This is a genomic window from Evansella cellulosilytica DSM 2522, assembly GCF_000177235.2.
In the GTDB taxonomy this organism is placed as follows: domain Bacteria; phylum Bacillota; class Bacilli; order Bacillales; family Salisediminibacteriaceae; genus Evansella; species Evansella cellulosilytica.
This window is the reverse complement of record NC_014829.1, coordinates 397447-412161: the sequence shown is the minus strand read 5'-3', so window position 1 is coordinate 412161 and position 14715 is coordinate 397447. Positions and strand designations below refer to the sequence as shown.

Below are 14715 nucleotides of genomic sequence, written 5' to 3'. Positions count from 1 at the left end.
AAGAGGCTTCCCAAAAGTTCAAAGAACTAATGAAAAACCTCTAATTTAGACCGAATTCAAGAAAATGTTACCCTTTTGTTACCCTTAGGTCATTTTCTAAGTTTGAATATTTTGTTTGATAGCATTGGCAATTTCTTCAGGTGCATCTTCCTTAAAAACTTTTTTCCACATCTTAATTAAATTATCAGTTGTGACTTCAACAGGTTCTACTCCAATAAACTTAGGAACAGCTTTATTTAATAAAGTATTAGCAGCTACAAGTGCAAGTGCCTGACCTTGTTCATATGGAAGTTGAGTACTAACTTTTTTTACATTGCCATTTTCAGCTATATTTAAAGCTAACTCATAGTCCAAATCCGCAGTTCCAATGATAACATCATTTCTCCCAATTGCGGACAACGCACTAATAACTTTGGTTGCTGGACCTTCCCATGAAACATACAGACCTTCAATGTCTGGGTTCTCCCGCATTAGTTTAACTGTTTCATCATATACATCTGATTCATCCTTAAAGAACACTTCTTTAACTATTTCAAGATCCTTATACTCTTCAATAATCATTTGTTTAGCAGCAGTATCTCGTTGGTTTGTAGCATAGAAATCGGAATCAAACCGAATCATCCCTATTTTGCGCTTACCTAAATCACGCATACTACTGCCTAGTCCACTTCCCGCTAAACGACCATGAGACCATTCATTAACTGAGACACAGCTAACATATTCATCAGGGTTAATTCCCTTCGGTACATTCGTAATTAAAATAAGATTCGAACGACTTTTCGCAACTTTTTTAAACATATCAGAGGTTTTATTGTCATCTACAGGGATTGCAATAAAAATATCAGGATCTAAGGAGAGAAGCCCTTGTAACTGTCTATTCTGCATATCTGCATCAAAATGAGCATCAGTTACAGCTAAAAGTGAAATACCTAATTCATTAAAGATATCTCTAATCCCACTTTCGTGTAAATTCATCCATGCAGCTCCTGAATAATGAAAGGAGATTACAGCAGTATATTTATTTTCTTTTATCTTGTTCTTTTCTGAGGTTGATAGCTGTATTGTATCAACATTTGCAGCTTTTTCTCCAAACGGTCCTCTAGCAATACCACCTGTTGAAGATCGAAGTTTAAGTTCTGTTCCAATAACGACTGTTCGCTCTTCTATATCTAATCCATATTTCAAGAATTTTTCATCTGTCATCCTCTCAATTATTTTTTTTGCAATTAAAGTATAGTTTTGCTTAACTGTCGTAATTCCAGGTTGAAAAAACTCAAACCAACTCAAGTCATTAATACAGATTATCGATAAATCCTCAGGACATGTTAAATTCCTACTGTTTAAATACTTTAATACTAGCATTAGGTAATGTTCATCTGTTACAATAACGGCCGTCGGTGGAGCATTGTCATTCATCAAAAGACGAATTTCTTCATCTATATTCTCATTAACCCCTTTACCAATAATCATCCTTTTTTGAAAAGGTACTTTTTTATTTCCGAATGCATCTTTATACCCTTTATACACATCATTTATATTTTGGTCTTCGTTTCTATATGATTCAGGGAGTACTAATGCGATTTTTTCATGCCCAAAATTAATTAAATGTTGTGTAGCATCTTGTGTTCCTTGATATAAATTTGAGACAATAAAATTAATATTAGAAGCTGCCGCCCCTTTTAACTGAAAGGTATTTTCACTTACTACAATAGTGGGTAAACCTTTTAAGGAAGAGTGCTCTTTATACAATTTCTTTAATGGCACATTGAGAAGAATGACCTTCCCAATGCAAAGCTTTGGTTTCAAAATAGCATAGTTTTCCAATATTTCAAAATTATCGTCTGCTTGAACCACGATAAGGTTGGTTTTCTTCTGTTCTTTTAATTGCTCATTTAGTTGTTCAATCACACTCTGTTGAAATGGATGAAAGATATCTGATGCAAATACAACTAAAAAACGATTAGAATATTCTTCTTTTGCGGTTCTTTTTTTTTGTATAAAGTTTGGTACTTCATCTAATGCATTGATTGCTTCTTCAACTCGTTTAACCGTTTCTGGACTTACGTATCTCGTCTTATTAACCACATGAGAAACGGTCGCTACCGATACACCTGCTTTTAGTGCCACATCATTTATAGTAGCCACTTATGCCCCTCCTTTGCGCCTTTATAATATAAATAATATGATATTTATACAATTTTTCACATATCTAACTTGTTAATTTATATAAAAATTAGTTCAAGAATCATCAATAATATTTAAAGAGGGAATATAATAAAACTGTTTTATGTATATTGTTTAAACTATTATATAATTAATTCCGTAAAAAAAAGGCCCATATACACTAGCTTATAGTATGGACCTTTAAAGGACTTTTTTCAATTTTTTTATTAAATTTATGCCCACCACATTTCATCTGGCTTATCCTTCAAGATTGCACTTTTTACAGTATCTATCGCTCTTTGCAATCCTTCATCTCTTGATGCCAATTGATCTTCATGTTCAATTGAAATAACTCCATCAAAACCAGTTGCCTGTAATACACTGAAGATAGTTTTCCATTTTTGAAGAGACATGCCATAACCAATTGTTCTAAATGACCAAGAACGATTCAAGAAATCACCATAATTTTTCGTATCAAGAACCCCATTAATTGCCTTATTTCTCTCATCAATATACGTGTCTTTTGCATGAAAATGATATATAGCATCATTATCACCCAATACCTTTATGATCTCTACTGGATCCATTCCTTGCCAAATAAGGTGACTCGGATCAATATTGGCACCAATATTATCACCTGCTCTTTTCCTCAGTTCAAGAAGTGTCTCTGTATTATATACAACAAACCCTGGGTGCATTTCTATGGCAATTTTAATTCCATGGTCTTGAGCAAATTTAGATTGTTCCTTCCAATATGGGACAACAACTTCATCCCATTGCCACTTACGTAACTCTGCAAATTCTGGCGGCCATGCACAGGTAACCCAGTTTGGAACAGTTGCGTTAGGTCCATCTCCAGGACATCCTGAGAAGCAATTTACTGTGTCTACCTCCATCTGTTTAGCCAATTTCACTGTATTTACCCACACCTTATGATTTTCATCAGATATACCCTTGTTTGGGTGAAGTGGGTTCCCTTGACAACTTAGCCCACTAATTATCATACCTCTTTCAGATATCGCTTTTTTAAACTTTCCAATTCTCTCCGGCTTGTCTAAAAGGTCATCTGGTTTGCAGTGGTTACTTCCTGGGTAGTTACCAGTTCCAATTTCAACTGCTTCAACACCCATTCCTTTTAACTTATCGAGCGTCTCTTCAAATGACTTATCTTGATATAAAACAGTAAATGTACCAACTTTCATATTAATCTTCCTCTTTCATTAAGCTTTTTTCTTTTTGCGACCGAAGGCTACGGCTAGAATAATAATTATTCCTTGGATTACTTGTTGCTGACTAACATCTAACCCTTGTAGTATTAAAGCATTATTTATTGTCCCAATCATAATGGAACCGAAAATTGTTCCTACTACAGTTCCGACTCCTCCAAATAAGCTCGTCCCTCCAAGAATTACTGCAGCAATTACTGATAACTCATCACCCTGACCAAAAGTAAATCTTCCTGCATGCAAACGACCAGCGTAAAGCATCCCAGCAAGCGCTGCCGCCATACCCGATACCATAAAAACAGTCATCTTAATTTTCATCGTACGTATTCCTGAGAAAGTAGCTGCAGTCTCATTTCCACCAGCGGCAAGTGTTTGGCGACCAAAGGTTGTTTTACGTAATACGAAATGACCAAGAACAGCAATAATTAATGTCCAAACTAGAAGAATAGGAATACCTAAGATATCTCCTGATCCAAACAAGAAGATATAGCTTTCACTAGAAATAGGGATCGGAGCTGTGCCAGAAATCCACATTGCTAATCCACGAGCAATCATCATCATGGCCAATGTAACCAAGAAACTCGGTATTGCTATTTTCGTTACAAGGTACCCGTTAATAAAACCGATAAGTAAGCCAGTGGCTAAACCAACTATAACAGCAGTAATCATACCTAGTCCCGCTTGCATTGTTAGCGCAGTTGTAATTGCAGATAAAGCAGCAACTGATCCTACAGAGAGGTCAATTTCCTTTGAAGCTATGACGAAAGTCATCGCTACCCCCATTATAGAAATCATTGCGGTTTGTCTAGCAATATTCATTAAATTATTCGTTGTCAGAAAGCCTTCATTTGATAGCGTAACTGCAAAGTAAATAAATAATAGTACAAATGCTATATAGACAATATATTGTCTCCAATCAAAATCTTTCACTATATTAATCACCTTGGATTGCACGTTCAACATCCTCCTCGCTATCAATCTCAGTTCGCTCAATCGAGCTAGTAATTTCGCCATCTTTCATGACGAGAATTCTGTCGCTCATCGCCAAAAGTTCTTTCATCTCCGATGATACGACGAGAACTGCTTTGCCTGAATCAGCAATTTCTCTAATAATTTCAATGATTTCTGTTTTTGCTCCGATGTCCACTCCGCTCGTCGGCTCATCTAAAATAAGAATTTCTGTGTTATTCAATAACCATTTAGCGAGGACAATCTTTTGCTGGTTTCCTCCGGATAAAAGTGATACAGTTTTATAAATTCCATCTGTTTTAATATTCAACTTTTCGACAAATCGTTCTACTTCTTTATTAGCTAATTTCTCATTGATGACTTTTTTGTTTGAAAGAAGATTAAGGCTTGATAATATCAAATTTTCCTTTACATTGTGCCCTAGCACTAGACCCTGGGAACGACGATCTTCAGGAACAAGACCCAAACCGTAACTAATTGCATCCTGTGGTGAATTAATGGACCTTTCCTTCCCTTTTATCCAAATTTCACCATCTTCTAATTGATCCACACCAAATATTGCTCTAGCTGTTTCCGAACGACCACTTCCCATAAGACCAGCTAGACCTAAAATTTCTCCTTCATATAGTGAAAAGCTAACATTATTAACCTTATCTCCAGACTTTAGGTTTTTCACTTCTAGGAGTGGTTTTCGATTGTTTATTTTCTCACGTTCGACCCATTCAAATGAAGATTTTAAATTTCCACCGATAATATGTGTAACTAGTTCTTCCATCGTAGTATCTGAAGATTTTAAAGTAGCGGCGTTTTTACCATTTCTTAAAACACTGATTCGGTCACACACACGGAAAATCTCATCCATACGGTGCGAGATATAAATTATTGTAATCCCATTATTCTTTAAACGTTTAATTAGTGAAAATAGCACTTCTGTTTCAGATTTAGTTAGTGTTGATGTCGGCTCATCCATAATAAGTATCTTTGTATTCATCGATAATGCTTTAGCGATTTCTGTCATTTGCCAATAGCCGACACTTATATTTTCAACCAATTCCTTCGGTGAAATGGATAGTTCGAGCTCACTTAATAATTCTTTAGCATCTCTAATCATTTTACGATCATCAACCAAACCAAACTTTGTTTTAGGCTCACGATTTAAATAGATATTTTGTGCAACAGTTAATTTTGGAATAAGACTAAACTCTTGGAAAATCATTGATATACCAGCTTCCAGAGCACCTTTATGGCCAATCAAATCTTTGACTTCACCATCAACTTTTATTTCACCGGCATCCTTTGAATAAACACCAGTGAGAATCTTCATTAATGTAGATTTCCCTGCACCATTTCCTCCCATGAGTGCATGGACTTCGCCTTCTTCCACTTCAAAATCGACATCATTTAAGACGTTGACTCCATTGAATGATTTATTAATCTTTGACATTTGGAGAATAACTTTGCCCATCATAACTCTCCTTTACTTTAACGGTAAATGGTTAGGCAGTGAACTGAATCTTCCACTGCCACCATTATTCCTCATTATTGCTTTGTTTTTGTCCATTGTTGATTTTCTGCTGATGTTAATATGGCGTCTGTTACTTGTGCAATTCGATGTCCTTCTTTAAAACTCGGTTGACACTCCTTATCATTCATAATTGCTGATAGGAAATCATGCATTTCAATAATTTTCACTTCACTGTAGCCAATCCCTAACCCCGGTATAGGCCAAAGCCCTTCACCATAAGGGTGAGAAACCCCTGTATAAACCGTCTTATAACCGCGGCGATCATCAGGATCGTCAGAAAAGCATACCTGAAGCTCATCACGACGCTCATAATTAAAGAAAAGAGATCCCTTTTCACCATGAATTTCAAATGTTAAGAAGTTATGTCTTCCCCATGCATTTCTAGTTGCTTCAAGAGACCCAATAGCGCCATTACTAAATTTAAGCAATGTAATAACTTCATCATCAACAGTTACTTTACCTTTATTAATATTGCCTTTTTTTATTGTTCCAAGAGAATCAGTTTGTGCATCTTGCGTCGGTCTCTCCTCAACCCAAGTTCGTGTTATGGCATTTACTTCAGCAATGTCGCTTACAAGATAATGAGCCAAATCCAGAACGTGCGTTCCGATATCCCCTAATGTTCCTGAACCAGCTATTTCCTTATTAAATCGCCATGATAATGGTGAGTTAGGATCAGCTGACCAGTCTTGTAAGTATGTTCCGCGAAAGTTTAATATTTTTCCTATTGAACCTTCTTCGATATACTTTTTAGCTAAGGCAACTGCAGGTGTTTTTCGATAGTTAAAAGCAACCATATGCTTTACTCCAGCTTTTTCTACTACCTCTAAAATTCTTGCAGTTTCTTCAGCATTTCTTCCAAGAGGCTTTTCACAAATTATGTGCTTACCTGCCTCCGCTGCTGCAATCGCCATCTCTTCATGTAAATGATTAGGTGTAACAATATCGACTATATCAATTTCCGGATTGTTAATTATTGTTTTCCAGTCATCTGTGTAATGGCTAAATCCAAGCTTTGACGCTGCACCTTTCGCTGAGTCTTTATCAATATCTGCTATCGTATGCTTTTCTAAACGCACACCATCTTCAAAAAACATTGGTACAGCGGCCATGGCTAAAGAATGTGCCTTAGCCATGAATTCACCACCGATCATGCCTACTTTCATCGTTTTCATCGGAAATTCCCCTTCATTCTTAATCTAATGCATCAATGATTTCTGATGGAGCTTCTTCATTGTATACTAGCTTCCAAGACTCAAGTAAGTTATCTCTCGTAACTGTTAATGCCGGTACAGCAACATAACTAGGAGCTTCTTTGCCCAATATCGCATATCCTGCTAAAATAGCCTCCGCTACACCTTGGTCGAATGGAAGTTGAGCACCAATTCCTTTAATATGTTGATTTCTTGCCATATCTAGTGCTACCCCTGACCCAAGATCAATAGTAGTAACTACAAGGTCATCAAGTCCAGCCGTTCTTGCTGCTGCAAGCGCACCTTCTGCGGGGACATCCCATACTACAAATAAACCATCTAATTCGGCATTCCTCGTGATCATAGCTGATGCAACACTTTCTCCATCTTCCGGTTCTGCTATACCGCCTCTTTCAACGATTTCTATGTTAGGGTACTCTTCTTCAATAGTCCTTTCAAAAGCTTCTACCCTTTGAGCAGTTACAAAGAAGTCTGCATCGTGATAAATAACCCCAATCTTCCCTTCTCCTCCTAACTCCTCAGCCATTGTACGTGCTGCAACTATTCCATTTCCGTAATTGTCAGCAGAAACTACACTGACATAGTCTTCTCCTGGATTAAAGCCATCCGGAACATTATCCATAAAAACTAGATGAATTCCAGCTTCAGCCGCCTGACGATATGCACCAGCTGTAGAAACTGGATCTACTGGAATACTTACTAGAATATCTGGATTTCGAGCCATTAGTGTTTCAATATCACTCGCTTGCTTTTCAACACTAAATTGTGCATCTGTAATGGCAATTACTTCAATACCCATTTTTGCGAAAGTTTGTTGCAATCCATCAATTTGTGCACGTGACCAGTCGTTTCCAGCATAGTGCATGGAAATAGCTGCTGTATAATTCCCTTCACTGATTTCTTTAACCTCTTCAGGTGTTAATTCAACTTCGTGTGCAGATACAGCAATTTCTCCCTGTGGTCCTTCACTGAAAATTTCTGATTCAGCATCAATATCGGGGTTTATTCGAATGGGCTCAGTTGCTATTTCTACATCATCTACATTTATTTCAACATCTACATCCCCCACAGCATCTTCATTTCCATCATCGTTACACGCAACTCCGAAAAATGATGTTAATAACACTGCTCCAGTTAAAATCAACTTTTTGTACTTTTTCATCTAATCATACACCCCTCAGTATTTAGTGAAATTCTTCAATATATTTCCAACAGTTATTGTACTTTCTCCCAAGCACGTGATGATGATGACTTTAGAACTGCTTGGCATACACGGTCAACCTTGTAGGCTTCTGCAAATGTAGTTGATGGCTGAACACCTTCAACAACCGCTTTCAAAAAGTCATAACTTTCAATCGTTTTTAATTCTCCATATCCAATGTTCATACCTGGTATATTCCAAGTAACATCCCCGTAGTAATGGGCTGGGCCTGTGTAAATTGTTTTAAATCCTCGACGGTCATCTGGATCATCTGAAAAGCATACCTGAAGTTCATTGAGCCTCTCATAATTAAATAAAATAGACCCTTTTGTACCATGTAGCTCAATAGTAATATAATTGTTTCTACCCCATGCATTCCGAGTTGCTTCGATACTTCCTACTGCACCACTCTTAAAGTTAACTAGGAAGGAAGCTTCATCATCTACATCAACAGGGGCTTTCTCTGCATCCCCATCGATTTTTACGGTTCCAAGTAAATCAGCTCCACCTTCTTGCACTGGACGCTCTTTTATATACGTACGTACATTTGAAACAACCTCATCAATATCTCCAGCTAAGTACTGGGCAATATCTATTACATGTGTACCTATATCACCCAACGCTCCTGCACCAGCATATTTCTTTTGAAATCTCCACGAAAGTGGTGAATTTGGATCTGCACTCCAACTCTGTAAATATTGTGTACGTATATTTAGTATCTCACCGATTGAACCTTCCTCAACAAATTTCTTTGCAAGTACAACAGCTGGTACACGTCGATATTGATATGCACACATTGAAATAATTCCTTTTTTCTTAGCTTCCTCTGCAGCATCAGCCATCGCTTTTGCGTCCTCAGGATTATTAGAAATTGGCTTTTCACACAATACATGTTTTCCTGCATTTAGTGCTGCGATAGAAATTTCAGCATGCGTATCATTAGGAGTACAAACGCTTACAATATCAATATCAGGATCATTTATAATATCCATATAGTCAGTAGTGCTTTTTTCAAAACCAAAACGCTCTTTAGCCTCTTCAGCAACGGCTTCGTCAATATCACATACAGTTTTAAATATAGGTCTTACTGGTGCTGGCGCAAATAATTTTGGGGTATTAGAATAACCTACAACGTGTGCCTTCCCCATAAAACCTGCTCCAATTAATCCTACTTTTAATTCCTTCATTTAAATCTTCCTTTCAGAATATATTATATATTAATCTATTTTTCTTAATTTTTTATAAATCTAGGAATCTAATTTACCTTTTAAAAACTCATAAGATGTGAGACTTGCTTCTTCAGGTTCACCATTATAACCATCGATTTCAACGAGCCAATCACCTTCATAACCTTCACTCTTTAAATACTCAATAATTTCTGTAATAGGGAGGTCACCTTTACCAAGTGGCATAAAAGTACCATCTTTTAGATCCTTTAGATGAATATATTTAATTCTGTCTTTATACTTCTTTATCATAGATAAAGGATCTCCCCCACCTGCGGCTAAGTGAGCAATATCTGGACAAAACGGAATTTTTGATTGTTCAAATAGTTTATCAACTTGATCAGGTGATTCTACCATTGATCCTAAGTGCGGGTGATAGCTAGCAACCATTCCTTTATTCGTAACAATCGCTTCAGCCTTCTCCAAGGCATTAGCTAACAGAGTATAATCTTCCTCTGTATTCCCATTAGGCCTAACAGCACCGCCTCCAAGGACAATATGTTTTGCACCGAATTTTGCTGCTAAGTCACTTATGTGTTCAATCCTCCATAGCTCATCCTCTAAAGCATCCTTATAAATAAAATTTGCGCCAATATAAACACCAAGAAGAGATACATTATTTTCATCTAAAATTTGCTGTAATTGTTCCGGCGAATTTGCAAAACGTTCTAAATTCCCATCAAACATTTCAACACTAGAATAACCTTGAGATGCTACAGTCTCTATTACTGCTTTATCTTCACATAGCGTTTCATACCTAATATCCTTGACACTTGTAACACCGCCACCAGCACCAACCAAAAGCCCATAACCATTCGTCATGTAACCAACATCCATCCTTTACACTCCTTTACGTAAATTTTATTATAAAATTACCTAGTTACAACTTAACACCACGTGTAAGCGTTGTCAATAATTATTTTCCGTAAATTTTTAATAAATATAACGTAATTTTGGTATATATAAAACAAATACCACCTTAATATTTAACTTAAAATTCAGTTAACTATTATTTACGTAAATTAAATTCTTATAATGATATGGATAATTTCAAATAAATACTAAACTAAATAAATTGGTATTTAGTATCATTTATAAATGCTTTAGATTTCCCCAAAACTGTTTATTTGGTTGTCGGTCTGTTCCATTCATATATGTCATGTCTTAGTTGTGAACCATACATAAGACCAAATTAGAAGAGTTTCTACTACAAAAAAAACAAGAAAAACGAAACCTCTCAAAAGCTGAGTGAACTTTCGAGAAGCCTCCATCAAATTTAATAATCAAAATCCTAATGTAGTAATCATCACCGACTTGCTCCATGTTTTTCTTCTGAACTTCCTTGTATTTCTTGTAGTGTGCTAATGGCATCTCATCGATCACAATTTTCCATCGTGATTTTTTGTTTTGGGTGTCACTAACTGATAGTTCCTCGTATTAATGACAAAATGGAAAGGGAACATGGTTATCCCATTGTTATTAAGAAGGTTCAAAACCGAATGGGCGGTTACTTGCTTTGGCAGATTTAAACCAAGAACTAATGCCACACAGCTTAAGGCATACGCACACGTCCCTTCTTGCTGAGGCCCGTGTGTCGCTCGAACAAATCATGGATAGACTTGGGCATACCGATGATCAAATCACAAAAAATGTCTATCTCCATGTAACGCAAGAAATGAAAAAAGAAGCCTCTCAAAAGTTCAGTGAACTTATGAGAAGCTTCCGTTAATTTTCCTCAATGTGAGCAAAATGTTAGCATTTCACTCTCAGCTTACCAACAAACCCAGTTATATCAAGGGTTTAGGGGCATAAATTACATCATGCCGCCCATGCCACCCATGCCGCCCATGTCAGGCATTCCGCCGCCAGCGCCGCCATCTTCTTCTGGAAGATCCGCTACAACAGCTTCAGTAGTTAGGAACATTGCCGCAACAGATGCTGCGTTTTGTAGAGCTGAACGAGTAACCTTAGTTGGGTCAACGATTCCAGCTTCCACCATGTTTACGTATTCGCCAGTTGCTGCGTTGAAACCAACACCAACAGATTCGCCTTTTAAGCGCTCAACGATAATTGAGCCTTCAAGACCAGCGTTGTGTGCAATTTGACGAACTGGTTCTTCTAGTGCACGTAGTACGATGTTTACACCAGTAGCTTCGTCACCTTCAGCGTCAACAGCTTTCACTGCGTTGATGACGTTTACTAATGCTGTACCACCACCAGAAACGATACCTTCTTCTACTGCAGCGCGAGTAGAGTTCAATGCGTCTTCAATACGTAGCTTACGCTCTTTAAGCTCAGTTTCTGTAGCAGCACCTACTTTAACTACTGCAACGCCACCAGCAAGCTTCGCTAAACGCTCTTGAAGTTTTTCTTTATCGAAGTCAGAAGTAGTTTCTTCTACTTGTGCTTTAATCTGGTTTACACGGTTAGCGATTTCAGCTGCATCACCAGATCCGTCAACGATTGTTGTGTTGTCTTTTGTAACAACAACTTTAGACGCGCGGCCTAGTTGCGTGATGCTAGCAGATTTAAGATCTAAACCAAGATCTTCAGTAATCACTTCACCGCCAGTTAATGTAGCAATGTCATCAAGCATTGCTTTACGACGATCACCGAATCCAGGCGCTTTTACAGCTACTGCATTGAACGTTCCGCGAAGCTTGTTTACTACTAATGTAGCAAGTGCTTCTCCTTCAACGTCTTCCGCAATGATAAGGATTGGCTTACCTTGTTGAACAACTTGCTCAAGTACAGGTAATACTTCTTGAATGCTAGCAATTTTCTTATCAGTGATAAGAATATATGGATCATCTAAAACAGCTTCCATTTTATCAGAATCTGTTACCATGTATGGAGAAGCATATCCACGGTCAAACTGCATACCTTCTACAACTTCAAGCTCTGTAGTGAATCCTTTAGATTCTTCTACAGTGATAACACCATCGTTACCAACGCGCTCCATCGCTTCAGCAATTAATTGACCTACTTCATCGTCAGCAGCAGAGATTGCAGCTACTTGTGCGATAGACTCTTTGCTTTCAATTGGGTTAGAAATAGATTGAAGCTCTGCAACTGCAGCTTGTGTTGCTTTTTCGATTCCTTTACGGATTCCCATTGGGTTCGCACCAGAAGTAACGTTTTTCAAACCTTCTGAGATCATTGCTTGAGCTAAAACAGTCGCTGTAGTAGTACCGTCACCAGCGATATCATTCGTTTTACTTGCAACCTCAGATACAAGCTTAGCACCCATATTTTCGAAGTTATCTTCTAATTCGATTTCCTTTGCAATTGTTACACCGTCGTTAGTGATGAGTGGAGAACCGAATTTTTTCTCAAGAACAACGTTACGACCTTTTGGTCCTAAAGTTACTTTTACAGCATTAGCTAAAGCATCCACTCCACGCTTCATGGAGCGACGTGCGTCTTCACTGAACTTAATGTCCTTTGCCATGCGTTTCAACCTCCTATGATCATATGTAGTATTTTTTATTAATCAAACTGTTGTTATCGATTAACCGATAACTGCTAATACGTCGCTTTCACGAAGGATTAAATATTCCTTGCCTTCATACTTCACTTCTGTGCCTGCATATTTAGAGAAGATGATAGCATCCCCTTCACTTACTTCTAGTGCTACACGCTCACCATTTTCAGTAACGCGTCCAGTACCTACTGCAACCACTTTACCTTCCTGCGGCTTTTCCTTTGCAGAATCAGGAAGTACGATTCCGCTAGCCGTTTTTTCTTCTTGCTCTACCAACTCAATGACAATACGATCACCTAATGGTTTTAACAAGGAAAACAACCTCCTTTAAAATGATGTTTTTTATTTGCGACAGTTTATCACTGCGCGGTTTAATATTTAAATTTATTAGCACTCAACATTAATGAGTGCTAACACATTTATTATAATAATCAATTACTATCTCATTTTCAAGTAATTTGAATTAAAAATTATCACTTTTTTTTCGACTTAATGTTACTTTTTTTATCCACAATATACTATCAGCATAATGTTGGTAATTTATACCTAAAAATGTGATAAGCCCTCTTCACAATAAAAATTGATCATTTATGATACAATAATTACCGTAATGAATAGACAACCATGTTCATATTATGTATTGAAATAATAACAATACAATTGGAAACACTCTTGAAAGTATATATGAAGAAATACTACTAACACAAATATCAACACTACATAAAAAGGAGTAAGGTACATTGAGTAAAAGGTATTGGATTATTCTACTTAGTTTTATCATCATGCATTTAAGTTTATCTTTTGTTACTTTACCGCTACTACTGCGCTTTGGCTCATTTGAATCTGAAAGTGCTTTATTAGGTACTGCAGTCTTCATTACTTTTACTATAGGATTCTTTGTCATCCTAGCATTAACCGTGACGGCAAATCGTGATGAGGAATTCACTAGAAACAAAGCCGACATTCCAGACACTATTTTGTGGTCTTTTCTAGGTATTTTCATGGTATACATCGCACAAATTGTTGCAGGGCTTATTCAAATGTATGTATTCGGAATAGAACCTGGTTCAGAGAACACAGAACAGCTTGTTGGGTTTGCAACAGCTGTACCTTTACTAATCATCGTATTTTCAGTTTTTGTTCCAATCATGGAGGAAATTGTATTTAGGAAGATCATTTTTGGAAGCTTATTTAAGCGATATGGATTTTGGATTGCAGCATTATTAAGTGGTGTCATTTTCGCAATCGTACACATGGACTTTAAGCATCTTCTCGTATACTTATTAGGTGGTATTGTATTAGCCTATCTCTACGTGAAAACAAAGCGAATTATTGTGCCAATTATTGCTCATGTCGGAATTAATTCATTCGTGATGATCGTCCAAGTAATTTTTGGGGAACAAATTCAAAACTACCTTGATAGGGTGGAAAACATGCAGGTAATCTTTTATTTATTTGGAGGACTTTTTTAAATGAAAAATAATTCGGCTCGTTTTTTCGGTTATTTTTACTTTTTTATTGCTACTGCATTTGTTTACTTTGCCATACAGCAGCATAACCGTTCCGAAGGATGGGATATTTGGACGCTACTTCTCATTGCTTTAGCGGCAATTGATTATATGATTTCCTTCCGTTACTTCGGTGCTGCTAATAAAGAAAGAAGAAAAAAACAGTAAAAGTTGCTAATTCGTCAAAAAAATTGGTGTC

The 14715-nt window shown here is 37.0% G+C and carries 12 protein-coding genes and 1 pseudogene; 3 read left to right on the top strand and 10 right to left on the bottom strand.

Annotated elements, in window-relative coordinates; all coding sequences use genetic code 11:
* Positions 1-96 precede the first annotated feature (96 nt).
* From BCELL_RS02055 to BCELL_RS02020, 8 genes are all read right to left on the bottom strand, one after another.
* Positions 97-2145, bottom strand: a complete 2049-nt coding sequence (locus tag BCELL_RS02055) for a LacI family DNA-binding transcriptional regulator (protein ID WP_013487005.1) — start codon at positions 2143-2145, stop codon at positions 97-99.
* 251 nt (positions 2146-2396) lie between these two features.
* Complete coding sequence (locus tag BCELL_RS02050) at positions 2397-3365, bottom strand: sugar phosphate isomerase/epimerase family protein (protein ID WP_013487004.1); 969 nt, start codon at positions 3363-3365, stop codon at positions 2397-2399.
* An 18-nt stretch (positions 3366-3383) separates the two neighbouring features.
* Positions 3384-4352: an ABC transporter permease gene (locus BCELL_RS02045; protein WP_041808104.1), complete on the bottom strand. Its 969-nt coding sequence runs from the start codon at positions 4350-4352 to the stop codon at positions 3384-3386.
* Positions 4324-5826, bottom strand: a complete 1503-nt coding sequence (locus BCELL_RS02040) for a sugar ABC transporter ATP-binding protein (RefSeq protein WP_041808103.1) — start codon at positions 5824-5826, stop codon at positions 4324-4326. Before BCELL_RS02040 ends, BCELL_RS02045 begins: the two co-directional genes overlap by 29 nt.
* Positions 5827-5897: 71 nt before the next feature.
* Complete coding sequence (locus tag BCELL_RS02035; RefSeq protein ID WP_013487001.1) at positions 5898-7058, bottom strand: levoglucosan dehydrogenase; 1161 nt, start codon at positions 7056-7058, stop codon at positions 5898-5900.
* 19 nt (positions 7059-7077) lie between these two features.
* Positions 7078-8259 (bottom strand): substrate-binding domain-containing protein, encoded by a 1182-nt coding sequence (locus tag BCELL_RS02030; protein ID WP_013487000.1) that lies wholly within the window; start codon positions 8257-8259, stop codon positions 7078-7080.
* Positions 8260-8312: 53 nt separating this feature from the next.
* Positions 8313-9485 carry a Gfo/Idh/MocA family protein gene (locus BCELL_RS02025; RefSeq protein ID WP_013486999.1) on the bottom strand — a complete coding sequence of 391 codons (1173 nt, stop codon included), beginning with the start codon at positions 9483-9485 and terminating at the stop codon, positions 8313-8315.
* 60 nt (positions 9486-9545) lie between these two features.
* On the bottom strand, positions 9546-10361 hold the full coding sequence (locus BCELL_RS02020; protein WP_013486998.1) for a sugar phosphate isomerase/epimerase family protein: 816 nt from the start codon (positions 10359-10361) through the stop codon (positions 9546-9548).
* Positions 10362-10978: 617 nt separating this feature from the next.
* Between BCELL_RS02020 and BCELL_RS02015 the strand changes: the two are divergent.
* Positions 10979-11253: pseudogene (locus BCELL_RS02015) on the top strand (tyrosine-type recombinase/integrase); the annotation flags it as partial.
* An 84-nt stretch (positions 11254-11337) separates the two neighbouring features.
* Here BCELL_RS02015 and groL read toward each other — a convergent pair.
* Both groL and groES read right to left on the bottom strand, forming a co-directional pair.
* Positions 11338-12975: a chaperonin GroEL gene (groL, locus tag BCELL_RS02010; RefSeq protein WP_013486997.1), complete on the bottom strand. Its 1638-nt coding sequence runs from the start codon at positions 12973-12975 to the stop codon at positions 11338-11340.
* A 60-nt stretch (positions 12976-13035) separates the two neighbouring features.
* Positions 13036-13320: a co-chaperone GroES gene (gene groES, locus BCELL_RS02005; RefSeq protein ID WP_013486996.1), complete on the bottom strand. Its 285-nt coding sequence runs from the start codon at positions 13318-13320 to the stop codon at positions 13036-13038.
* Between the two features lie 428 nt (positions 13321-13748).
* On the opposite strand from groES, the gene BCELL_RS02000 reads away from it, so the two are divergent.
* A complete protein-coding gene (locus tag BCELL_RS02000) occupies positions 13749-14480 on the top strand; it encodes a CPBP family intramembrane glutamic endopeptidase (protein WP_013486995.1) in 732 nt (243 codons plus the stop codon).
* A complete protein-coding gene (locus tag BCELL_RS01995; RefSeq protein ID WP_013486994.1) occupies positions 14481-14684 on the top strand; it encodes a YdiK family protein in 204 nt (67 codons plus the stop codon).
* Positions 14685-14715 lie beyond the last annotated feature (31 nt).

Coding starts and splice junctions, on each gene's coding strand:
- BCELL_RS02020 (WP_013486998.1), bottom strand. CDS start 10,361: ATGGATGTTGGTTACATGACGAATGGTTATGGGCTTTTGGTTGGTGCT.
- BCELL_RS02025 (WP_013486999.1), bottom strand. CDS start 9,485: ATGAAGGAATTAAAAGTAGGATTAATTGGAGCAGGTTTTATGGGGAAG.
- BCELL_RS02030 (WP_013487000.1), bottom strand. CDS start 8,259: ATGAAAAAGTACAAAAAGTTGATTTTAACTGGAGCAGTGTTATTAACA.
- BCELL_RS02040 (WP_041808103.1), bottom strand. CDS start 5,826: ATGATGGGCAAAGTTATTCTCCAAATGTCAAAGATTAATAAATCATTC.
- BCELL_RS02045 (WP_041808104.1), bottom strand. CDS start 4,352: ATGTTGAACGTGCAATCCAAGGTGATTAATATAGTGAAAGATTTTGAT.
- groL (WP_013486997.1), bottom strand. CDS start 12,975: ATGGCAAAGGACATTAAGTTCAGTGAAGACGCACGTCGCTCCATGAAG.
- BCELL_RS02050 (WP_013487004.1), bottom strand. CDS start 3,365: ATGAAAGTTGGTACATTTACTGTTTTATATCAAGATAAGTCATTTGAA.
- BCELL_RS01995 (WP_013486994.1), top strand. CDS start 14,481: ATGAAAAATAATTCGGCTCGTTTTTTCGGTTATTTTTACTTTTTTATT.
- BCELL_RS02035 (WP_013487001.1), bottom strand. CDS start 7,058: ATGAAAACGATGAAAGTAGGCATGATCGGTGGTGAATTCATGGCTAAG.